Genomic DNA, 21,575 nt, shown 5'->3' on the forward strand with positions numbered 1-21,575 from the left:
CGAATATGAACGAACTGCATAACATTGTAATTGTGGGTGGTGGTGCTGGAGGGCTAGAGCTTGCCACTTTATTGGGCGCACATTTGGGTAAGCCCGCAAAAGCCAAAATCACGTTGGTTGATCAAAACCTGACGCATATTTGGAAACCGTTACTGCATGAAATTGCCGTCGGTGCACTCAACGCACATACCGAAGAACTAAATTATTTTGCACATGCTGCCCAACATGACTACACCTTTGTCTTGGGTCGCTTTATCCAATTAGATCGCGCCAATAAAAGCATTTTATTAGAACATCCCTTTGCGGGTGTCAGTGAAGAACATCGCCACTATTCTCTAAACTATGACACATTAATCTTTGCCATTGGCTCCACCTCCAATGATTTCAATACCGAAGGGGTACGTGAACATTGTCATTTTCTGGACAATCGAGCTCAAGCCGAGCAATTTCAGCAACAACTGTTACGCCTGTATCTGACTGCCCAAACGCAAACCACTACTCCCGATTTAAACATCGCAATTATTGGAGCAGGTGCCACAGGCGTCGAACTGGCGGCAGAGCTGGTTCAAAGCACGCAAAGTTTTCAAAAATACGGGCTGAATAAGATTGATCCGAAGAGCATCAAAATTTCATTGATCGAAGCCGCTGACCGCATTTTGCCTGCATTGTCTGAAGATATGGCACAGCACACATCCCGCGAATTACATGCAGCGAATATTCAAATCTTGACCCACAAACGTGTTAGTAAAATTGATGCGCAACAGATTTATTTCAGCCAAGGCAGCAGCATACCAGCGGACTTGAAAGTCTGGTGCGCAGGCATTCAAGCACCGAAAGTGTTTCAGCAACTGGCTGAATTTGAAAAAGATCATCTGAATCGTCTTAAAGTATATGCCACGCTCCAGACCAAAACCGATCCCAATATTTTTGCCTTTGGCGATTGTGCACATTGCCAACCTGTTGCCAACGAACCGGTACTCGGTCCACGTGCGCAAGTGGCAAGTCAGCAAGCCCACTTCTTGGTCAACGCCATGTCGGCGCGTATAAAAAACAAGGCACTCCCCATGTTTAAGTTTTCAGATAAAGGCTCACTGGTGTCATTAAGTCATCATAAAGCTGTAGGAGAATTGCTCGGACAAGTCAATGTGCAAGGTTGGGTGGCAAAATCACTGTATGTCTCTTTATATCGCATGCATCAGACCACTTTACATGGCTATACCCACACTGCATATTTGATGGTAAAGGATGCAATGAACAAAAAAATCGCACCTAAAATAAAATTGCATTGAAATTTTTTGAACTGCCCCTATTAACTTTAAAATGTCGTAAAAAAGTACAAAATGCAGAATTTTTGATGAAATATAGTCAACAAAATCTGCTTTTCACTTTATGATGTACCCTTAAAAATTGAATGGATCAATAACATGACTGCTATTGCAAATAACCACGTGGTTTCTTTCCACTACACATTGACTAACGCAGAGGGTGAAACTCTCGACCAATCTCAAGGTGAACCACTTGCATATTTGCACGGTGCGGGCAACATTATCCCAGGTTTAGAAAAAGCGCTTCTTGGTAAAACTGTAGGCGAAAAATTCACTGTAAACGTTCCTGCTGCTGAAGGTTATGGCGAATACAACCCAGACCTAGTTCAAGAAGTTCCAGCGCAAATGTTCCAAGGCGTTGACAACATCCAAGCAGGTATGCAATTCCAAGCGCAAACTGATGATGGCGTTCAAATCGTAACTGTTAAAGCGGTTGAAGGCGACAACGTAATCGTTGATGCAAACTTCCCACTTGCTGGTCAAGACTTAACTTTCGAAGTTGAAATCGTTGAAATCCGTGAAGCTTCTCAAGAAGAATTAGATCACGGTCACGTACACGGTGCGGGTGGTCATCACCACTAAGATCGCAAGATCAAAAAGGGCAAATTTATTTTTGCCTTTTTTTTGCCTATTTTTTCCAATTTTATCTATCGCCTTGTGCTGATCATAGCAAAATCGTTTTAGAATCATTTTAAGTTGTTTATTCAAAACATTAAGCTCATGCAATTGATTTGGTTCCGACAAGATTTACGTACTCAAGACCACGCTGCACTTTGGTATGCGACGCAATCAGGTCCGTGTTTGGCCGTGGTGATCTTATCTCCTGAACAATGGAGTCTCCACCATGAAGCGCCAGTGAAAATAGATTTTTATCTGCGCCAACTGCATGCCCTAAAACAGCAACTTGAACAGTTGAATATTCCCCTCATTATTCGCACTGTAGGTTTATGGAAAGATGTTCCAGCGACCTTACTGCATTTGACCCAAGAATTTTCGATAGAAAGCATTCATGCCAATATTGAATTTGGCGTCAATGAATTAAAACGTGATCGCGAAGTACAAGCGCTGTTGCAGCAACATAATAAACGCTTAGAATTGTACCAAGACCGCACCCTTTTCCCGATTGGTTCAATTCGAAATAAATCACAACATCCTTATCAAGTGTTTGGTGCATTTAAAAAAGCCTGTTACGAAGCCCTCAGTATCAGCCTTCCGCAGTGTTATCCAACGCCTAAGGCTCAAGCACCAGTCCAGATAAAGCTGAATGACCCTGTTCCTAAACTTGCCGAACTTTACAGCAAAACTCTGGCTTCAGACTATGCCAAACAATGGCCTGTGGGGGAATACTATGCTTTGACACTACTGGATGAGTTTATCGAAAACAAGGTAAGTCACTATCAAAATGAAAGGGACTTTCCAAATTCACAGGGTACCAGTCAACTTTCACCTTATCTCAATATTGGTATCGTCTCTATTCGCCAATGTATTCAAGCCCTGTTCAGAGCACAACAAGGACATTTCCATCCAGAGAATATCGGTCAACAAACATGGCTAGATGAACTGCTCTGGCGAGAGTTTTACCAACATATCTTGTTTGATTTTCCGAAAGTCTCTAAACATCAACCTTTCAAAGCTAGCACCCAATATTTAAATTGGCGTGAAGCACCTGAAGATTTAACCGCATGGAAACAAGGACGTACAGGTATTCCGATTGTCGATGCAGGTATGCGGCAATTGCTTGCCACAGGCTGGATGCATAATCGCGTGCGCATGATTACCGCCATGTTCTTGTGCAAAAACTTGCTGATTGACTGGCGGCGGGGTGAACAATGGTTTATGCAGCATTTGATTGATGGTGATTTGGCCGCCAATAATGGTGGTTGGCAATGGTGTGCATCTACAGGTACAGATGCTGTGCCTTATTTCCGCATCTTCAACCCGATTAACCAATCACAGAAATTCGATGCCAATGGTGATTATATTCGGACATGGGTACCTGAGTTGGCACATCTGGATGCTAAGACCATTCATGAACCTTTTGCAAAAAATCCCAACTTAAAACTGGATTATCCGCATCCAATGGTTGACTTAAAGTCGAGTCGCCAGCGTGCCATTGAAGCCTTCAAAGGAGTTTAATCGCCCTACCAATTTTTCTTCATATTTATTTGCAATACTTTCAGCGTCTTGCAAATAAATATCTAAAAATATTCACTCCGATGTGAACAATTGAGCAAATACTATACTTTTCATGTTAAACTTCACTCATTCATCTACCTTGCTGTATTCTTTCCGACACAGGCGTTCTCCTACCCATGGTCGTAAGCTAATCACTCGATTAGACAATTTTATCTCTCTCAAGACTGAAATTCAGTTCTGATAAGATCTGCAAATCTGCATAGATTAAATCTAGCTTTAGATATTGATCTTGACGTCGCTTAAACTTGGTTTTCTCCCAAAACCAAGATTGAAAGTGTGATTTAGCACGTGAAGGATACTCGATACTTTGATTGCTACGTTATGTAACTGGCTTGGTTGAGTTTGCTCTTGCCTACTCCATTTAGGTGTAAAATTAATCATATCTGCTATGACTAAATACGTAGCATCAATATGGATACAATATCTAAAAATCAGACCGATCCATTCGGTATGACTTGAGAGAAAGCATCTAAAGATCGAAGCAGTGAATATGGTAGTTGAAATATCATTTTTTTTCATATGAGGTGCTTATGCGTACATTTCTTGTTGTCTTACTAACGTCTTATTACTTAGTCGGCTGTCAAGGAGCTGTGACTCCGCCTCCTCCTTCCACACAACCCTTGATTCAAGACACACCAAGTGGTTGGGTCGGATAAATAAAAAAAGCCCCTGTTTAGGGGCTTTTTAGCAATTCAGCAATTAAAGATGTTTAAGCCGCTTGTTCATCACACTTAAAGACCAGCTCTCCTTTCATCGAGCTTGCAGCATCAAAATAATAACCATCCGTATTAAAAGATTTTAAATCTTCTGCATCATTCAGTTGATTTTGAATGATATAGCGCGCCATTAAACCACGGGCTTTTTTCGCATAAAAACTAATGACTTTGTATTTGCCATTTTTCTGATCCAAGAAAACAGGCTTAATAATTTCAGCTTTCACTTTGCTTTCTTTAACCGATTTATAGTATTCATCTGAAGCTAAATTTACCAACAGCTCAGAATTCGCCTGAGCCAAATCAGCATTCACCAATTGGGTAATTTGATCTCCCCAAAACTCATATAAGTTATGACCACGTGCATTGGCAAGTTTGGTTCCCATTTCCAAACGATACGGCATCATCAAGTCCAAAGGACGCAATAAACCGTATAGCCCCGACAACATGCGCAAATGGGTTTGTGCAAATTCCAAATCTTGTGCACTTAAATCATAGGCATCTAAACCCGTGTAAACATCGCCTTTAAAGGCAAAAATGGCTTGACGTGCATTGGAAAAATTAAACTCTGGTTGCCAGTCACGGAAGCGTGCTACGTTTAATTGTGCAATTTTTTCACTGACACTCATTAAACTGGCGATTTCTGAAGCAGATAGCTTACGACTTACGTCTATAAGTTGTTGTGAATGCTCTAACAGTCTTGGTAAAGTGTGCTGGTCGGTTGGAAGTGCAGATTCATAATCTAAAGTCTTAGCAGGAGAAATTAAGGCGAGCATATACAATCTGATTAAAAAATAATTAAACAAACTATATCAGTAGACTTATTTTTTTTCCAATCTGTGTTTTTACTAAGCATAATCGGTAAAATAGCCGATTCTCCTGCTATTAATCCATTTATCTTATGTCCGAGCAAATTTTCATTCCCGGTCCTGTGGGTCAAATTGAAGTTTTCGTTGATTACCCACAAGGCGAAGTGAAAGGATTCGCGGTAATTTGCCACCCCCATCCATTGCAAGGCGGCACGCCTCAACATAAAGTTCCAGCACTTCTTGCCCAAATTTTAGTTGAAAATGGCTGTGTGGTTTATCGTCCTAGCTTCCGTGGTTCAGGTCAAAGTGAAGGTGTCCATGATGAAGGACACGGCGAAACTGACGATGTGTTAAAAGTCATTCATCATGCACGTTTGCAACATGTAGGCTTACCTTTTTATGCAGGTGGCTTCAGCTTTGGCGCGCACGTAATGGCGAAATGCTACGATGCTTTACCAAGCGAACTCAGATCGATTCAAACGATTTTATGTGGTTTACCAACTGCGACGGTTGCAGGTGTTCGTCACTATCAAACACCTGAAATTAAAGGTGATATTCTATTCATTCATGGTGAAGCTGATGATGTAACAACATTATCCGACATGATTACATGGGCAAAGCCTCAACGTCATTTGGTTACTGTTTTACCAGGTGCTAACCACTTCTTCACAGGTTATTTAAAACAGTTACGTATCGCGATTGCACGTTTCTTGTTGATTTAAGCTGCAATGCAATCAGGAAAGAAATCATGATTTGAGAAAATGGTTTCTTTCTTGAATTTCTATTCAAACAGTGTATTTACCACTCATTTTAAGCTACTGATTAATTTTTTTATTCGGTTCTAATTAGCGCCATCTTCTCGATTTATTTAGATTTAGCTATTCAAACTTATTTTCTTCCTTGAATGAGCAAACAGACCTTTCATTTATACCCAAATACATCACTCTGGCTGTTTAATTGATACATGCTTGAACTTCCCTCTATTGTCGACATTGCATGTGATGTGAAGGAACACTTTGTTCAGATTTACAAGCTTATTTAGTGACGTTTTTTGGCATTTTCTGCACATCCGTATTTTAATAATTAATTATACAATCAATATCTTAGCTCGTTATAGCTTTCCACTTTCAAATTTCAATACTGCGGTCAGGTTTCTATGAAAACATTTTTCGGAGCAATGTTACTTGCTTTAGCCACTACATCAACTTTTGCACAGGACATTACTGGTACTTGGCGCTATATTGATGATAAAACAGGCGAGCCTAAAGCTCTGGTGAAAATTGAAAAGCAAAGTAATGACACTTATGCAGGTACCGTGCTTAAGCTCACTCCACGCCCTGGTTATACAGCCAAAGAATTTTGTACCCATTGTCCTGTACCGTACACCAACAAACCAATTGTCGGTATGCAAGTTATTTCTGGTCTAAAGACACAAGATCATGTTAATTACAGTAACGGTAAAATTATTGATCCCGTTTCTGGAAAAATTTACAGCTTAAAAGGAAAGGTTAGCGCGAATAACAAAAAACTGTTTCTACGCGGCTATTTTGGCGTTTCCGCAGTAGGTCGTAGTCAAACTTGGTTACGTGTCGATTAAAAGTCTGAACTATATTCGTTAAGTTACTCAGCGTTTAAACTCGGTATTTAAAATAATTAAGTGTCAATCTGCTGAATCCAAGCAAACCTATTCAGTAGATGATTTTTAAGAAAAGATGCTCGCTCAGTTTTTATAACCATTCAAATCCACTAAAACTCTCATCAGTTTTCAATGTATTTTCAACCGCTTGTGCCAATTGGTTTAATAAACTTCGCTCATTAATACGATCTAACCAGTCCTGATCTTCCGTTGGATATGAGGTAATTTCACAAACCAAATGTCCTTCCTGATCTGAACCTTGACAGGTAATCGACAAGGGCAAGGCATGGTTGTCGACACTCACGGCAACATGATCACCACTTTGTGGCAAGGTATGGAAGCCATATTGACTGAGTTTGCCGACCAATAAGTCCGCTACATATTCTTGTGTAATATGGCACTGGTTCTCTGCAACTGCCTGATGTTGATGCTGTTCGCAATTGGCAGTGAATTGTAGTTTTCGCATAATGCTACCCAAAGGCATTTTTGTTATATGGGTTTAGCATAAGCAATAAAAGCAAAACAGCCAAGCATTTGCTTGGCTGTTCAATCATAAATACATGACTTGTAGAGTCACAAGGTTTATTCAGTGACCTCAATCGCTAAACCTGCTTGATTTGCAAGTTCAGTAAAGGTCGGGAAACTGGTTGCCACAGTTTCTGTACCCACAATTTTAATCTCGCCTGAACAACGTAAACCCGCCATACTAAAGCTCATGGCAATACGATGATCATGGTGTGATTCAATTTCACCACCTGCAAAGATTGCAGACCAATCTCCAGATTGACCTTTACCTTCAATAATGATGCCATCTTCAGTAGGCGTACAATCAATACCCATGGTTTTTAAACCATCTGCCATGACTTGAATACGATCCGATTCTTTCACGCGTAATTCAGCAGCACCCGTCAGGACAGTCTGCCCTTCGGCACATGCCGCAGCAATAAACAATGCTGGGAATTCATCAATCGCTAAAGGCACTTGGTCTTCAGGCATATGAATACCCTTTAAGGTACGACTACCACGAATACGAATATCCGCAATCGGTTCACCACCAGCAATACGTTCGTTTTCCACGCTAAGGTCTGCACCCATTTGTTTCAGGATTTCAATCACACCTGTACGCGTTGGGTTAATCCCGACCGCTTCAAGGGTCACGTCTGAACCTTCGGTAATCGCAGCACCCACCATAAAGAATGCAGCAGAAGAAATGTCAGATGGCACCTGAATGTCAGTACCGACTAACTTACCACCACCTTGTAGCGAAATGCGATTACCTTCAGTTTTCACGTCATAATCAAAAGCACGTAGCATACGCTCAGTATGATCACGTGTCGGCTCAGGTTCAGTTACAGACGTTTCACCCGCTGCCCACAAACCCGCCAATAGAATGCCTGATTTCACTTGCGCAGAAGCCATTGGCAAATCGTAGTGAATACCTTTTAGCGGCTGACCACCAGTAATTGATACTGGTGGTGTACCACGCTCACCTGTGGTTTGGATTTGCGCACCCATTTCACGCAATGGTTTGGCAATACGCTCCATTGGACGCTTTGACAACGAAGCATCACCCGTCATCACAGAATCAAATTTTTGTGCAGATAATATGCCTGATAGTAAACGCATAGACGTCCCAGAGTTCCCCATATACAACGCGCTTGCAGGTGCTTTTAAACCCTGCATACCCACGCCATGAATGGTCACTTCACCATTTTTAGGACCTTCAATGCTTACGCCCATATCACGGAAGGCCTGTAAAGTTGCCAATGCATCTTCACCTTCAAGGAACCCTGTAACATGAGTTGTACCTTCAGCAATCGCACCAAACATGATAGAGCGGTGAGACACAGACTTGTCTCCAGGCACGGTAAATTTACCTTGGAACGTCTTAGGGCCTGGCAAAATGGTAAATTGTTGTGTCACCTTATTTTTCTCCATCAGGGGTTTCTTGGCTAACATATGATTAAAATGTTGTCGCGCCGCTTGAGCATTGCCAAGCAAGCCCATTAAGGCTGGCGAATCTTCATTTTCAATCAGTTTTCTAAGTACAGCGAGTTGTTGTTCAAAACCATCTACAGCATTCAAAATGGCTTTTTTATTGGCAAAGAAGATGTCATGCCACATTTGCGGATCACTGGCCGCAATACGCGAAAAATCTCGAAAACCACCCGCAGCATAACGGAAAATATCCAGATTATCAGCACGGTTTGCCAGTTGTTCGACCAAGTTGAACGCCATTAAATGCGGTAAATGACTGGTGTGTGCCAACACTTCATCATGCTTTTCCACATCCATGCAAATGACTTCTGCTTTCGCGGCTTGCCACAGGGTAATTAGCTTTTCAACTGCCCAAGGTGCACTACTTGGCAATGGTGTGAGAATGACTTTATGGTGTGCAAATAAATCGACTTTACCTGCATGCACGCCTGTATGTTCAGCCCCTGCAATCGGATGACCGGGTACAAAACCCGCAGGAAGTGTTTCACCATACACTGCCTTGGCTGCATCGACCACATTGCCTTTGGTACTACCCACATCGGTAATAATGCAGTTTTCCGACAAATAAGGCTTAATAGTGGCTAAGACTTTTTCTGTGGCACGCACAGGTAAAGCCAGTACGACCAAATCGGCACCTTGTACAGCATCAACTGGATTACTATAGCCTTGCTCAATTAAACCCAATGCTTTTGCATCTTCTAGCGTTTTCGCTGTACGTGTCGATGCAACAATTTCAGTTGCCAATTTTTCAGCAATCATTACACGAGCCAGACTTGAACCAATCAGTCCGAGTCCAATAAATGCAACTTTTTTAAACAACGGCTGTGTCATCTTTTATGCTTTCGCCTCTAAACCCCACACTTTAGCAAGTGCTTTTCAACGGTATCTTTATGCTTAAGTTTGTTTAAAACTCGAAGTGTATGCCTGCTATCTCGATGTCACTGGCTTTCGTCTAGACTCATGCAGCGAGACAACAGAGCCACCTTGCGATGGCAAATGTCTTTTATAACACAGCGATTGGATAAGAGCCCAATACACGCACTTCTTTGACTAAAGGACGAATTTCTTCAATCGCCGCTTTCACATTGTCTTGCTCAATATGCCCTTCAAGGTCAATAAAGAACACATACGCCCATTTTTCTGGAAGCGCAGGACGCGTTTCAATACTGGTCAAACTAATTTGATGTTTCGCAAAAGGCGCCAAGATTTCAAGTAAAGCACCCGCACGGTCATGCGCCGAAATCAACAAAGAGGTTTTATCATTGCCACTTTGTGGAACCTTCTCACGACCAATCACCAAGAAACGTGTGGTGTTTTCTGGATTATCTTCAATATTGCTGTGCAGAATTTCTAATTCATAAATGCTTGCAGCCACATCCGATGCAATGGCAGCCGAATGCCACTCATTACGAATACGACGTGCCGCTTCAGCATTCGAGTTTAATGCCACACGTTCCACTCCTGGATAATGTGCATCTAACCATTTACGGCACTGCGCCAAGGTTTGTTGGTGTGCATAAATCTGCTTAATACTGTCTTTACGGGTATTTTCAGAAATCAAGAATTGATGATGGATACGCAGTTCCACCTCACCAATTACATTCAAGGTCGATGATTTAAAACAATCTAAAGTATGGTTCACAACCCCTTCAGATGAGTTTTCGACAGGCACTAAACCATAATGTGCACTGCCCGCTTCAACTTCACGGAACACTTCATCAATAGTTGGTAAAGGACGTACCACTGCATCCTGACCAAAATGCTTCAATACAGCTGAATGGGTAAAAGTTCCGACTGGACCTAAGAACGCAATACTTTGTGGCGCTTCTAGTGCGAGACAAGCCGACATAATTTCACGGAATAAACGCGCCATCGTCACATCTGACAATGGACCTTCATTACGCTCCATCACATTACGTAAGACTTGCGCTTCACGTTCAGGACGGTAAAACATTGGATTCTCTTCAGAAGCAAATTTTGCTTTTGCTACTGCTTCTGCCAAGCGCGCGCGACGGTTAATCAGTTGTTGAATCTGCTGATCGACAGAATCAATATCTTCGCGAATCTTGGTCAAGTCTAGAGAAGTCGTAGTGTTTTGATCGTCGTTGATCATTGTTATTTCGCCCTGCAAAAACGTGAATGCCGACAGTATATCAAGAGTTCAATTAAATGGTATGCAATAAAATCTGGATTCATCCTGATTTCAAGCCACTAGCCCCTAATATTTGCCAAAATCGAACTAAAGTTTTGGATTATAGAATCGATATAAACCTCAACTTCAAGATTTAGAGGATTGGGCCATGTAAATAACACAGCCGCTAAGGGTTAAAATTGTCTCATAAAAATGTAATGACAAATACAATACAACATTGAAATTTGATGAATCACGTTATCTTTATTATTTATTTAAAACATAAGACTAGAAAGTTTCATTAACAATATGACATGATCAAGGCATATTACTTTTCGATCACAATTTAACCACAATTTAATATGACGTATTTCACAATTTGTCTGTTATTTTAATTTTAAAAATGCTATTCGGAGAATAAAAATGCCAAAAAGAATTGCAGTTTTAGTCACGCATGACTTCGAAGACATGGAATATGTCGAACCTGTGGAAGCCTTCCGAGCAGCAAGTCATAGTGTGGTCAATATAGAAAACAAAGCAGGGAATATTGTTTATGGAAAAAAACGCCGCTATTCCGTCACGATTGATGAAAGTATCGACAATGTCAGTGTGCAAGAATTTGATGCCCTGCTCATTCCAGGTGGCTATTCGCCAGATACCTTAAGAGCAGATGAACGCTATGTAGACTTTGTGCGCAGATTTGCCAATGCACAAAAACCCATTATGAGTATTTGTCATGGTCCGCAATTGTTAATTAATGCAGGCGTGGTCAAGGGACGACGCATGACCACCATGAAATCGGTGATTATTGATTTACTCAATGCAGGCGCTGTGTTTTATGATCAAGCGGTAGTGAATGACAATAACCTGTATATTTCATCTCGCGCGCCTGAAGACCTACCTGACTTCATACGTGAAAGCTTAAATGTACTCAAGCTTTAAAGTAAAAAGAGCCTGAGGGCTCTTTTTACAATGCTATCTTTTATAGTTAGCGACCCAGTAACCCACGGGCGACAATTTCTTTCATAATTTCATTTGTACCACCATAAATTCGTTGAATTCGTGCATCGAGGAAGAAACGGGAAATTGGATATTCCGTCATGTAGCCATAGCCCCCAAACAATTGTAGCAATTGATCCGCGACTTTCATTTGCATATCGGTCGAAAAGCTTTTCAGTGCGGCTGATGTTTCAACATCCAGTTTGCCCTGCATATATAACTCAACATTTTGGTTATAAAAAGCAGCTGTCGCGAGTTCATCAATTTTTGCCTGTGCCAAGACAAAGCGGGTATTTTGGAATTGTCCAATCTTTTGCCCAAAAGCCTGACGTTCTTGGACATATTGCGTAGTGACATCAATCGCGCCACGAATTGCACCTAATGCTGTTGCCGCAATTGCAGTACGTTCACGCGGTAACTCTTGCATTAAATAGTGAAAGCCTTGTCCAGCTTGCCCTAACAATTGATCCTTGGGCACTTTCACATTATCAAAGAAAAGTTCCGAGGTATCTTGCGAATGTAAACCAATCTTGTCTAAGTTGGTGCCCTTTTTAAAGCCATCTAAATGGGTATTCAATAAAAGCAACGACACCCCTTTGGCACGTGCTTGTGGATCTGTTTTCACCGCGAGCACCACTAAATCAGCATGCTGCCCATTCGAAATAAAAGTTTTTGATCCATTCAGAAGATAATGTTCATCCTGCAAAATTGCAGTTGTACGTATTGCCTGCAAATCTGAACCAGCACCAGGCTCGGTCATCCCGATTGCCCCAACCACTTCACCTGTGACCATTTTCGGCAACCAATACTGCTTCTGAGCCTCAGTACCGATATGTAGAATATAAGGCGCAGCAATTTCAGAATGGCACGAGATGGCTGTAGAAAGTGCGCCATATCCAGCTCGTGCAGACTCTTCAACCAACATGAGCGAGTAATGCGTAGGAACCCCATAGCCACCATATTGCTCAGGCACATCTACACACAAAAAGCCATTTTCACCCAACTTATTCCATACGGCGCGCGGCATAATCCCTTGGCGTTCCCATTGTTCGTACTCTGGGGCAATATGCTCTTGCATAAAACGCTTAAAATTATCTTTGAAAAGTTCCAAATCTGCATCATGAGCTAACATTATTCTTCCTGAGTTGTTTTAATCTTCAGCAGACATGCTAGGCAATTTCATTGCTTCTGTCATGTGCAGCTTGTGTCTTATTTAAGGCAACTTCAGGTCAATTCGAATCAATAAAAAAAAAGGAAACCGAAGCTTCCTTTTTTCAATCACATCGCATTAAGCGTGTGCTTGATTACCTTCATCCATCATTTGCTTGTCTACCTCTTCAGGGTTAGCCAAAGCAAAATCTAGTTTTTCCTTGTCGAGCTGACCAACCCACTTTGCAACCACGATCGTTGCCAATGAGTTACCCACCAAGTTAGTCAAAGCACGAGCTTCAGACATGAAACGGTCAATACCTAAAATCAGTGCTAAACCAGCAACAGGAATATGACCTACAGCAGACAATGTCGCCGCCATTACAATGAAGCCTGAACCTGTCACACCCGCAGCACCCTTAGAAGAAATTAACAACACCAACAACAATGTGATTTGGTGTGAGATATCTAATTGAGTATTGGTTGCTTGAGCAATAAAGACCGCAGCCATCGTCAGGTAAATAGAAGTACCATCTAAGTTAAATGAATAACCTGTAGGAATAACCAGACCCACCACAGATTTTTCACAACCTGCAATTTCAAGTTTCTTCAACATACGTGGCAATACCGATTCTGAAGAAGAAGTCCCTAAAACGATTAATAATTCTTCGCGAATCATACGAATCATTTTCAGGATACTGAAACCACAGATACGGCTGATTGAACCCAATACAATAAAGATGAACAACAAACAGGTGATATAGAAACAGATAATCAACTGGAATAATTGCGCTAAGCTACCAATACCATATTTACCAATGGTAAATGCCATCGCACCGAATGCACCAATTGGCGCAAGCTTCATGATCATATTTACGATATTGAAGAATACATGCGAAATTTGGTCAATCAGTTTCAGTACAGGCTTGCCAGAATCACCTAATTTATGCAGGGCAAAACCGAACAAAATAGCGAATAGCAAGACTTGAAGAATTTCGCCTTCAGCAAATGCACCCACCACGGTATGCGGGATGATATTCATTAAGAAATCGACAGTGCTTTGTGACTGACCAGATTCTACGTATTTAGAAATACCCGATACATCTAAAGATGCAGGGTCAATGTTCATGCCTACACCTGGTTTAGCAATGTTAATTACCAATAAACCAATCAGTAAGGCAACCGTAGAAACGATTTCAAAATAAAGGAGAGCGATACCACCCGTTTTACCCACAGATTTCATGCTTTCCATGCCAGCGATACCGCTAACAACTGTACAGAAAATCACTGGGGCGATGATCATTTTAATCAAACGAATAAATGCATCACCTAAAGGTTTGAGCTGTTCGCCTAAACCAGGAACATATTGTTCAGCACCATTTACAATCTGGGTTCCACTTGGAGAGAAATGACCTACCAGAATACCTGCAATGATAGCTACAATCACTTGAAAATACAGTGATTTATAGATGGGTTTTTTAGCCATAGCGTTACTTCTACACATGTTTCTAGAACTAGAAACATCCAATATTCGTCTATTCCTAAGAATACACAGCCCTTAAAAATTCCTTTTATAATCACTACAAAAGGCCATAGGTATTAAGTTAGGCTTAATACCTTCTAATTGAACTAAATAATAATATCCACGATTCCATCGCAGAGAGACTCTTGAAAACTTCTATTTTTCAAGATGATAGAGAGTTTTAACTGATAAGCAAAACTTAATTCTGACGTATCACTGTTAATTTTACCTAATTTTTAATCAATAAAACTACAAAGAACCCCACGAAAGATCAAAATATAAACACTTTATTATTAGACATTAGTCTTACACCCACCACTCTGTTTTTCTTTCTTTTCTGCTGAAATCTTTCTATGATCAGATGAAACCTTTCTCCCCAGATCCACTAAATTACACAGTGACCAAATCGAATGAACACCAAAAGAAATTTATATAAAGATTTTGAGCACCCCTTTGCTCAATTCGTCCGTATTGTCGGCAAAGGAAAAAATGGTGCGCGTTCACTCACTTATGATGAAGCCTATCAGGCTTTTAAAATGATTTTGAATAATGAAGTGCTAGATGTGCAATTGGGCGCCTTCTTAATGTTGTTACGTGTTAAAGAAGAATCCGTCGATGAATTGGCTGGTTTTGTACAAGCAACACGCGACTCTCTCAATTTCCTCCCCCTTCAGGTCGATCTAGATTGGTCATCTTATGCGGGTAAACGGAAACATTATCCGTGGTTTTTATTGGCTGCCCTGACCTTGGCACATCATGGCTATCGCATTGTGATGCATGGTGCAGCGGGACATACCCTAAACCGTGTCTACACCGAACAGGTCTTGGAATATCTCGGTTATCCAATCTGTCAAAACCAAGCTGATGTCGAGCAACAACTACAACAATGTCAGTTCGCCTATATGCCCTTAGAGGTGATTTCACCTGTACTAAGTGAACTGATCTCGCTGCGTAATGTCATGGGCTTACGTTCACCTATTCATACACTGGCTCGCCTGATTAATCCGTTTAATGCCCCTGCCACCTTACAAGCCATTTTCCATCCTGCTTATCGCAGTTCACATCAACAAGCTGCCTTTAAATTAGGTTACTTAAATAGTGCCGTGATTAAAGGTGAAGGTGGAGAATTTGAGCGCAATCCAGATGCCAAAACCCTGATTTGTGGCATCAAAAATGGGGAGTTGTATGAACATGAACTCCCGAAACTCACGGACAACCGCAGCCCTGTGGAAGAAGAACTCGATTTAGCTGTATTTAAGTCGGTATGGGAAGGTCAACAGGCACATGAATATGGTGAAATTGCAGTGGTCGAAACCATGGGCATTGCGCTATATACCATGGGCGTGTGTGATAGCTATCCTGCTGCAATGCGAAAGGCTAAAGAACTCTGGCTGAATCGCTTTTAATTTCAATCTCAACGTTGCAATAACAAAATGAGATAACAAATAAAAAGGACTCCTATGAGTCCTTTTGTTTCCTTCCCGTCGAGAAGAATACTTTGTGTTCTTAAACGAAACGGATTGGTTTAAATTCTGGTTCATTTTTGTGATGATCATCATCACACTCTTCGCCTTCTTCTTTAGTGCCGCGATCGATATAACCACTGCGCTCAGTTTCAGGTAGGTTTTTCATTTCCCATGCATACACTGCCTGCATGCAGATTTCGCGCTGTTCTTTGGTCAATGCTACACCATTTGGCCATTTACCAATTTCAACTGCAGTTTTTAAACGACCAACAATTTCAGGATCGAGTACAGCCAGCATTTGTTCAATATTCATAGTTAATCCTGTTGTTGCAATGAATCAAAATCTTGGTTCCAACCCAGTTTGGTACGGCACGCCATATAGAAGTCATAACCAGGTGGATGCAATAGGTTTAATTTAAATGGATGTTTGCGGATATGCAAACTATCACCCACATTCAGTGAAATACTATGTTGACCATCGGCACTGACCATTGGCAAAACGCGATTTTCACGAATCAAAATCTTAATTTCACTGTGTCCACCGACCACAATTGGGCGCGAAGACAAGGTATGTGGATGCATTGGAACCAAGGCAATCGCATCCATACTCGGATGAACAATCGGTCCGCCACCCGATAGCGCATAAGCGGTTGAACCTGTCGGCGTCGAAACAATCAGACCATCACTGTGTTGACGATAGACATATTGACCGTCGATATTCAACTCGAAGTCAATCATATGTACTGATTTACCCGAATGCAGCACCACATCGTTCAGTGCAATGGCATCATGAATGGTTTCGCCTTTAGAGCGCACTTCCATTTCCAGTAGGAAGCGACGATCTTGCTGGAACTCGCCCTGCAAAACTTGATCGAGCTTAAAAATAACTTCAGTCGGTTTAATGTCTGTTAAAAAGCCCAAACGACCACGGTTCACGCCAATCACGGGGGTATTGTATTTCACTAATGAGCGAGCAGCATGTAATAACGAACCATCCCCCCCAACGACAATAACCAAATCCACAACCTCACCCAATAATGCACGGCTGACAGTCTGTGTATTTTTATAAGGAACAAGCTCGGCTGTTTCTGCATCAAAAACAGGATGTAAACCTATGCTCATAAGATGATCGTGAATGAGGCTTAAGGTTTCAACGACTGAAGATTTGTCTGGTCGACCAATTAATCCAATATTCCGAAATGACTTGTGTGAAAGTTGCACCTATGTGATCGCTCCGCTAGGATTCTGGCCTATCATACCATTAAACCCGATTGAAATAAAAAACCTTAAAAATAACCTGATTAGCCCATTCAAATGTATGGCTTTTTGCTTCTGTGACAGATTTATTATTGCAAATTAAGAAAAAGCTTCGCATGATTAGCAAAATTTATCAGGATCTTATCACCTTTTATGAAGTTTGAACGTGGCATAGGATTATTCGCCCTTATTTTCTCCATATTGGTCATTGGTACTTTTCTCGCATTTAGTTTCTACTTGATTCGACTAGACAATATCGTGAGAGAAAAATTTGAAGGTAAGCGTTGGGATATTCCTGCGAAGGTTTTTGCTCGCCCACTAGAAATTTATACCAATGCTCCTGTGAGTCAAAAAGACTTTAATCAGGAACTCAAGCTTTTGGGTTATAAAAGTGCGGATAGCTATGCAAAATCAGGCAGCTATGTCAGCTCAGGCGATACTTTATATGTCCATACCCGTGGCTTCGACTTCGGTGATAGTGCTGAACCTGAACAAGTTTTAAAAGTCAGTTTTGCCAATGACCAAATTAGTGAAGTGAGTGCAACCAAGCCTTCATCAACGGGCATTGCACGTTTAGAACCTTTATTGATTGGCGGGATTTACCCGCAACACAATGAAGACCGCGTGCTGATTAAACTTTCTAATGTGCCAAAGCCATTGATTGAAGCCTTAATTGCTACGGAAGACCGTAACTTCTATAAGCATCATGGTATTTCGGTACGAGGGACTGCGCGTGCAGTGGTCAGTAATATCACAGGTGGTAAGCGTCAAGGTGGTTCAACTTTAACGCAACAGTTGGTGAAAAACTTCTACTTAAGCCCAGAACGCACTCTAAAACGTAAAGTCAATGAAGCCCTAATGGCATTATTGGTCGAACTTCATTACGACAAAGATGAAATTCTTGAAGCATATTTAAATGAAGTGAACTTAGGACAAAACGGTAACTATTCAATTAATGGCTATGGTTTGGCTTCACAGTTCTATTTTGGCTTACCACTACGTGAATTGAATATTTCGCAACAAGCCTATTTGGTTGGCTTGGTTCAAGGTCCATCCTTATTCAACCCTTGGCGCAACCCTGAAGGTGCAAAAAAGCGTCGCGATATCGTATTGAACAACATGTTGGTGATGGGTTATTTAACTCAGGAACAATATGAACGCGAAATTGCACGACCACTGAATGTGTTAGCCAAACCAACTCTAGGTCCTGCACGTTTCCCAGATTTCCTTGATATTGTGCGTCGTCAATTACGCACAGAATATCAAGAATCTGATTTAACCAACCAAGGGTTAAAAATCTTCACCACCCTTAATCCAGTGGCGCAAACCAATATTCAGACTGCATTTAAGAGTTCAGTTGAGCGCTTAACGAAGAATAATCCAAAGCGCTTAACTGATTTACAAGGTGCTGTACTGGTTTCGCATCCTGAAAATGGTGAATTGGTTGCGGCGGTTGGTTCAACTCAAGACTTTACTGGCTTTAACCGCGCGATTGATGCTAAACGCCAAGTTGGTTCATTGCTGAAACCAGTTATTTATCTCAGTGCGATTGAGTCTGGACGATATAACTGGGCAAGCCCGATCCAAGACAGTTACATCAGCATTCCTAGTGATGGCAAATCTTGGACACCGAAAAACTATAGTGGTGGCGAACATGGTGTCGTCCCAATGGTACAAGCTTTATCCAACTCCTATAACCTGTCTGCGGTGCGCCTAGGACAAGAATTTGGTGTTTCGACTTTTAGCAACCATCTGAAAAAATTTGGTGTGACTTCTAACATTCCGACCTACCCTTCCATTTTCTTGGGCGCGGTCGATATGTCCCCAATGGAAGTCATGAGTATTTACGGTAACTTTGCGACAGGTGGTTTTAAATACCCAATCAAGTCGATCCGTTCTGTGGTTGGTTCAAATGGTCGTGTGCTCGAACGTTATAGTTTAACCGTTCAACAAACCATTGACCCTGCTGCTGCCTATATTGTGAATTATGGTTTACAACAGGTGATGAATTCAGGTACAGGGCGTTCTGCTTACAATACCTTGCCAAGTTCACTCAAACTTGCGGGTAAATCAGGAACCACCAATGATACCCGCGACTCATGGTTCGCTGGTTACTCAGGTAATTATCTCAGTGTTGTTTGGCTGGGTCTGGATGACAACAAAGTCACAGGACTCACAGGTTCTTCGGGTGCATTGCCTGTATGGACCAACGTAATGAGCCAATTACGTCAAAAGCCTGTCAATTTACGTCAAACCGACGATGTGCAGTGGCAATGGATCGATAGTGGCTCAGGCAACCTATCGGCTCAGGGTTGTGAAGGTGCATTGTATATACCGTTATTAAGGAGTGCTGTACCACGTCGTGCTACAGCATGCGGCTTTCCTCACTACCAAGTGGAACCAGTTTACACACCTGATACGGAAATGAATCAGAACCCATCGGCTCAACCCGATAGTATGGACAACTATATTCGCGAAAGTGAAAATGACATGCAAAATGACTTGGATCAAAATTCAGGGCGTGTCATTTCCAGCGGAAGTTATGCCAACTAAGGACGATTGATTGCTTATGCTGAGACCCTTTCTATTTTCTGCTGCTGTTCTGGCTTTGGTCGGCTGTCAAAGCCTACCAAAACCTGAAAGTGCTGAACCTGCCGAAACAACAGAGAAGCCTAAAGCAGAACCCTCAAAATCTTCTGGTGTGGTGATTACCCCGTATGAACAAGCCGAGATTAAGCGGCAGAAATTGCAAGTGGTTGTGCCTGAGCAAAAACCACAGCAAAAATTTGAAGATGGACGTTCACTTCCAGCCTTTAAACAACTGATGCAACAAACTCAAACAGCGTATCAACAGGGACGCTGGAACGATGCTGAAGCCGCTGCGTTACGTGCGCAACGTATCGCACCTCAAGCGGCTGAAACCTATTTGTTTTTGGCTCTCGTTGCCAATCAGAAAAATCAGCCTGCCAATGCAGAAGCCTTGGCACGGCGTGGTTTAAGCTATGCGCAAACCCCAGCCATGAAAAAGCAACTCTGGCTCGCTATTGCCAAAGCTGGTCAAAAGCAAAATAACCCGAAAACCGTTCAACAAGCACAGCAGGCATTAAAGTCACTTTAATGCACTGCCCCACCAACTTTGACTGCTTACTGCATTGCATTAAATAAATCGAATGCCTGCAATCCCATAAGCATGATGTGATTGTGCCTCGTGTAAACACGCTGCCTGCATGCCACCTAAGGCAAACACGGGAATCTCGACCTGCTGTGCATATTCTTGAAAACGTGCCCAGCCTAGGGGAACTACGTCTGGGTGAGTTGCAGTTGCCAATACAGGACTTAATATCATCGCATCACAACCAATGTCCTGTGCATGTTGCATGGCCACCAAATCATGACACGCGGCGATAACGCGCACACCTACGGGCAAATCGCCTCGCTTGAATGCCATCAACTGCTGCTGCTTTAAATGCACAGCCGCCACCTTCTTCTGCATTGGAACAGTCAGTTGTTGCCATGCTTTAAAGTTGATAATTAAATTGGCAGCAAGCTCGGTTGGTAATTGTTCCAAAGTTTCTACATCAGCCGCCTGATGCTCCACTCTCCAATACAATAACTGTTGCGGTTTAAGTTGCTCAAGATCAGCCAAATGCTCAGAAATTTTAATTTGAGTCGGCCAATACAGACGTTGCAAAATACTATAATTAGCTTTGGGAAAGTTCAGATTCAGCAATTCTGCTCTGCTGTACCATGTCCACGGTTGCTGGATTTCATTTAATAACTCTGCGGGTACAACCGAATGAAATAAATGCAGATTGACCACCACATCATCATATTCATGACAAATCACATCAAAGGCATGCCAGTCTTTAAGTCCAACGCCAACTTCTTCAAAAACCTCACGGCGGCAAGCCTCTAAAGGCGTTTCATTTTCTTCAACCTTGCCGCCTGGAAACTCGTGTTTATTGCCCTGATGTTGTTCGGCACCACGCCATCCCACCAAGACTTTATTTTGATGCAGTAATAAGGCAATTGCGACATGAATGTTCGGCTTGGACATAGAGAGTTCCATCACTTTAAAGTGGTATCAGTGTAAGTAAATTTAGTTTTTTTATAAATTGCAAAAATTCCCGTTGACAGATCCATTCGATAATGATTATCATTTAAATCACTCAAGAATACACCACGGAGCCAACAAAAATGAACGCACCTTTTAGCCTTTTTACCCGTAATACTGAATCAGCACATGCACTGCCAATGCTACATTCGAATAATCTTTTTGCCCTTGGACGCGAAATTCGCATCATGCATGCAGGTGAAGAATACCGTCTGCGTTTAACTCGGAATAATCGCCTTATTCTCACGAAATAAAAATAA

General features: G+C 41.8%; 20 protein-coding genes. 11 read left to right on the plus strand and 9 right to left on the minus strand.

All coding sequences use genetic code 11. From position 1 onward, the window contains the following. The first annotated feature begins 5 nt into the window (after positions 1 to 5). The 4 genes from ACWQ4X_RS11230 to ACWQ4X_RS11245 all read left to right on the plus strand — a co-directional run bounded on the left by ACWQ4X_RS11230 (position 6) and on the right by ACWQ4X_RS11245 (position 4,177). A complete protein-coding gene (locus ACWQ4X_RS11230) occupies positions 6 to 1,289 on the plus strand; it encodes an NAD(P)/FAD-dependent oxidoreductase (protein ID WP_457903698.1) in 1,284 nt (427 codons plus the stop codon). A gap of 135 nt (positions 1,290 to 1,424) precedes the next feature. After that, complete coding sequence (locus ACWQ4X_RS11235; RefSeq protein WP_016167486.1) at positions 1,425 to 1,907, plus strand: FKBP-type peptidyl-prolyl cis-trans isomerase; 483 nt, start codon at positions 1,425 to 1,427, stop codon at positions 1,905 to 1,907. 138 nt (positions 1,908 to 2,045) lie between these two features. After that, a complete protein-coding gene (locus tag ACWQ4X_RS11240) occupies positions 2,046 to 3,461 on the plus strand; it encodes a cryptochrome/photolyase family protein (RefSeq protein ID WP_457903699.1) in 1,416 nt (471 codons plus the stop codon). Between the two features lie 590 nt (positions 3,462 to 4,051). Beyond that, positions 4,052 to 4,177, plus strand: a complete 126-nt coding sequence (locus ACWQ4X_RS11245) for a hypothetical protein (protein ID WP_264757391.1) — start codon at positions 4,052 to 4,054, stop codon at positions 4,175 to 4,177. 53 nt (positions 4,178 to 4,230) lie between these two features. On the opposite strand, the gene yaaA is transcribed toward ACWQ4X_RS11245, so the two are convergent. Next, the gene (yaaA, locus tag ACWQ4X_RS11250; RefSeq protein WP_457903700.1) at positions 4,231 to 5,010 is read right to left on the minus strand and encodes a peroxide stress protein YaaA; all 780 of its coding nucleotides are present in this window, start codon (positions 5,008 to 5,010) and stop codon (positions 4,231 to 4,233) included. Between the two features lie 125 nt (positions 5,011 to 5,135). Here yaaA and ACWQ4X_RS11255 point away from each other — a divergent pair, with 125 nt between their 5' ends. Together ACWQ4X_RS11255 and ACWQ4X_RS11260 are read left to right on the plus strand one after the other, a co-directional pair. Then, the gene (locus ACWQ4X_RS11255; RefSeq protein ID WP_457903701.1) at positions 5,136 to 5,765 is read left to right on the plus strand and encodes an alpha/beta hydrolase; all 630 of its coding nucleotides are present in this window, start codon (positions 5,136 to 5,138) and stop codon (positions 5,763 to 5,765) included. Positions 5,766 to 6,199: 434 nt separating this feature from the next. Then, positions 6,200 to 6,640 (plus strand): DUF2147 domain-containing protein, encoded by a 441-nt coding sequence (locus tag ACWQ4X_RS11260; RefSeq protein ID WP_457903702.1) that lies wholly within the window; start codon positions 6,200 to 6,202, stop codon positions 6,638 to 6,640. 130 nt (positions 6,641 to 6,770) lie between these two features. Here ACWQ4X_RS11260 and ACWQ4X_RS11265 read toward each other — a convergent pair whose 3' ends face one another. From ACWQ4X_RS11265 to pheA, 3 genes are all read right to left on the minus strand, one after another. Further along, on the minus strand, positions 6,771 to 7,145 hold the full coding sequence (locus tag ACWQ4X_RS11265; RefSeq protein WP_100241584.1) for a hypothetical protein: 375 nt from the start codon (positions 7,143 to 7,145) through the stop codon (positions 6,771 to 6,773). 116 nt (positions 7,146 to 7,261) lie between these two features. After that, positions 7,262 to 9,508: a bifunctional prephenate dehydrogenase/3-phosphoshikimate 1-carboxyvinyltransferase gene (locus ACWQ4X_RS11270; RefSeq protein ID WP_457903703.1), complete on the minus strand. Its 2,247-nt coding sequence runs from the start codon at positions 9,506 to 9,508 to the stop codon at positions 7,262 to 7,264. Positions 9,509 to 9,680: 172 nt separating this feature from the next. Beyond that, positions 9,681 to 10,790, minus strand: a complete 1,110-nt coding sequence (gene pheA / locus ACWQ4X_RS11275) for a prephenate dehydratase (protein WP_100241586.1) — start codon at positions 10,788 to 10,790, stop codon at positions 9,681 to 9,683. A gap of 441 nt (positions 10,791 to 11,231) precedes the next feature. Between pheA and ACWQ4X_RS11280 the strand changes: the two genes are divergently transcribed. After that, positions 11,232 to 11,750, plus strand: coding sequence for a type 1 glutamine amidotransferase domain-containing protein (locus tag ACWQ4X_RS11280; protein WP_142769091.1), 519 nt, complete (start codon positions 11,232 to 11,234; stop codon positions 11,748 to 11,750). A gap of 46 nt (positions 11,751 to 11,796) precedes the next feature. Here ACWQ4X_RS11280 and ACWQ4X_RS11285 read toward each other — a convergent pair whose 3' ends face one another. Further along, positions 11,797 to 12,939, minus strand: a complete 1,143-nt coding sequence (locus ACWQ4X_RS11285; protein ID WP_457903704.1) for an acyl-CoA dehydrogenase family protein — start codon at positions 12,937 to 12,939, stop codon at positions 11,797 to 11,799. A 156-nt stretch (positions 12,940 to 13,095) separates the two neighbouring features. Continuing rightward, positions 13,096 to 14,442, minus strand: a complete 1,347-nt coding sequence (locus ACWQ4X_RS11290) for a dicarboxylate/amino acid:cation symporter (protein WP_100241589.1) — start codon at positions 14,440 to 14,442, stop codon at positions 13,096 to 13,098. A 446-nt stretch (positions 14,443 to 14,888) separates the two neighbouring features. Between ACWQ4X_RS11290 and ACWQ4X_RS11295 the strand changes: the two genes are divergently transcribed. Continuing rightward, positions 14,889 to 15,884, plus strand: coding sequence for a glycosyl transferase family protein (locus ACWQ4X_RS11295; RefSeq protein WP_457903705.1), 996 nt, complete (start codon positions 14,889 to 14,891; stop codon positions 15,882 to 15,884). Between the two features lie 100 nt (positions 15,885 to 15,984). Here ACWQ4X_RS11295 and ACWQ4X_RS11300 read toward each other — a convergent pair whose 3' ends face one another. Both ACWQ4X_RS11300 and ACWQ4X_RS11305 read right to left on the minus strand, forming a co-directional pair. Then, positions 15,985 to 16,257: a YeaC family protein gene (locus tag ACWQ4X_RS11300; RefSeq protein WP_457903706.1), complete on the minus strand. Its 273-nt coding sequence runs from the start codon at positions 16,255 to 16,257 to the stop codon at positions 15,985 to 15,987. Between the two features lie 2 nt (positions 16,258 to 16,259). Then, complete coding sequence (locus tag ACWQ4X_RS11305) at positions 16,260 to 17,165, minus strand: NAD(+) kinase (RefSeq protein WP_100241592.1); 906 nt, start codon at positions 17,163 to 17,165, stop codon at positions 16,260 to 16,262. A gap of 189 nt (positions 17,166 to 17,354) precedes the next feature. Here ACWQ4X_RS11305 and mrcB point away from each other — a divergent pair, with 189 nt between their 5' ends. Both mrcB and ACWQ4X_RS11315 read left to right on the plus strand, forming a co-directional pair. After that, positions 17,355 to 19,754: a penicillin-binding protein 1B gene (gene mrcB, locus ACWQ4X_RS11310; protein ID WP_457903707.1), complete on the plus strand. Its 2,400-nt coding sequence runs from the start codon at positions 17,355 to 17,357 to the stop codon at positions 19,752 to 19,754. A 16-nt stretch (positions 19,755 to 19,770) separates the two neighbouring features. After that, complete coding sequence (locus ACWQ4X_RS11315; protein WP_457903708.1) at positions 19,771 to 20,319, plus strand: tetratricopeptide repeat protein; 549 nt, start codon at positions 19,771 to 19,773, stop codon at positions 20,317 to 20,319. Positions 20,320 to 20,358: 39 nt separating this feature from the next. On the opposite strand, the gene ACWQ4X_RS11320 is transcribed toward ACWQ4X_RS11315, so the two are convergent. After that, positions 20,359 to 21,258 carry a thiamine phosphate synthase gene (locus ACWQ4X_RS11320; protein WP_457903709.1) on the minus strand — a complete coding sequence of 300 codons (900 nt, stop codon included), beginning with the start codon at positions 21,256 to 21,258 and terminating at the stop codon, positions 20,359 to 20,361. A 140-nt stretch (positions 21,259 to 21,398) separates the two neighbouring features. Between ACWQ4X_RS11320 and hemP the strand changes: the two genes are divergently transcribed. Continuing rightward, positions 21,399 to 21,569: a hemin uptake protein HemP gene (hemP, locus tag ACWQ4X_RS11325; RefSeq protein WP_100241596.1), complete on the plus strand. Its 171-nt coding sequence runs from the start codon at positions 21,399 to 21,401 to the stop codon at positions 21,567 to 21,569. The last annotated feature ends 6 nt before the right edge of the window (positions 21,570 to 21,575 follow it).

The organism is Acinetobacter sp. NigerLNRRAM0016 (assembly GCF_054112845.1).

Coding starts and splice junctions, on each gene's coding strand:
- ACWQ4X_RS11255 (WP_457903701.1), top strand. CDS start 5,136: ATGTCCGAGCAAATTTTCATTCCCGGTCCTGTGGGTCAAATTGAAGTT.
- ACWQ4X_RS11295 (WP_457903705.1), top strand. CDS start 14,889: ATGAACACCAAAAGAAATTTATATAAAGATTTTGAGCACCCCTTTGCT.
- ACWQ4X_RS11245 (WP_264757391.1), top strand. CDS start 4,052: ATGCGTACATTTCTTGTTGTCTTACTAACGTCTTATTACTTAGTCGGC.
- ACWQ4X_RS11285 (WP_457903704.1), bottom strand. CDS start 12,939: ATGTTAGCTCATGATGCAGATTTGGAACTTTTCAAAGATAATTTTAAG.
- mrcB (WP_457903707.1), top strand. CDS start 17,355: ATGAAGTTTGAACGTGGCATAGGATTATTCGCCCTTATTTTCTCCATA.
- hemP (WP_100241596.1), top strand. CDS start 21,399: ATGAACGCACCTTTTAGCCTTTTTACCCGTAATACTGAATCAGCACAT.
- ACWQ4X_RS11270 (WP_457903703.1), bottom strand. CDS start 9,508: ATGACACAGCCGTTGTTTAAAAAAGTTGCATTTATTGGACTCGGACTG.
- ACWQ4X_RS11260 (WP_457903702.1), top strand. CDS start 6,200: ATGAAAACATTTTTCGGAGCAATGTTACTTGCTTTAGCCACTACATCA.
- ACWQ4X_RS11230 (WP_457903698.1), top strand. CDS start 6: ATGAACGAACTGCATAACATTGTAATTGTGGGTGGTGGTGCTGGAGGG.
- yaaA (WP_457903700.1), bottom strand. CDS start 5,010: ATGCTCGCCTTAATTTCTCCTGCTAAGACTTTAGATTATGAATCTGCA.
- ACWQ4X_RS11280 (WP_142769091.1), top strand. CDS start 11,232: ATGCCAAAAAGAATTGCAGTTTTAGTCACGCATGACTTCGAAGACATG.
- ACWQ4X_RS11320 (WP_457903709.1), bottom strand. CDS start 21,258: ATGTCCAAGCCGAACATTCATGTCGCAATTGCCTTATTACTGCATCAA.
- pheA (WP_100241586.1), bottom strand. CDS start 10,790: ATGATCAACGACGATCAAAACACTACGACTTCTCTAGACTTGACCAAG.
- ACWQ4X_RS11235 (WP_016167486.1), top strand. CDS start 1,425: ATGACTGCTATTGCAAATAACCACGTGGTTTCTTTCCACTACACATTG.
- ACWQ4X_RS11290 (WP_100241589.1), bottom strand. CDS start 14,442: ATGGCTAAAAAACCCATCTATAAATCACTGTATTTTCAAGTGATTGTA.
- ACWQ4X_RS11240 (WP_457903699.1), top strand. CDS start 2,046: ATGCAATTGATTTGGTTCCGACAAGATTTACGTACTCAAGACCACGCT.
- ACWQ4X_RS11300 (WP_457903706.1), bottom strand. CDS start 16,257: ATGAATATTGAACAAATGCTGGCTGTACTCGATCCTGAAATTGTTGGT.
- ACWQ4X_RS11315 (WP_457903708.1), top strand. CDS start 19,771: ATGCTGAGACCCTTTCTATTTTCTGCTGCTGTTCTGGCTTTGGTCGGC.
- ACWQ4X_RS11265 (WP_100241584.1), bottom strand. CDS start 7,145: ATGCGAAAACTACAATTCACTGCCAATTGCGAACAGCATCAACATCAG.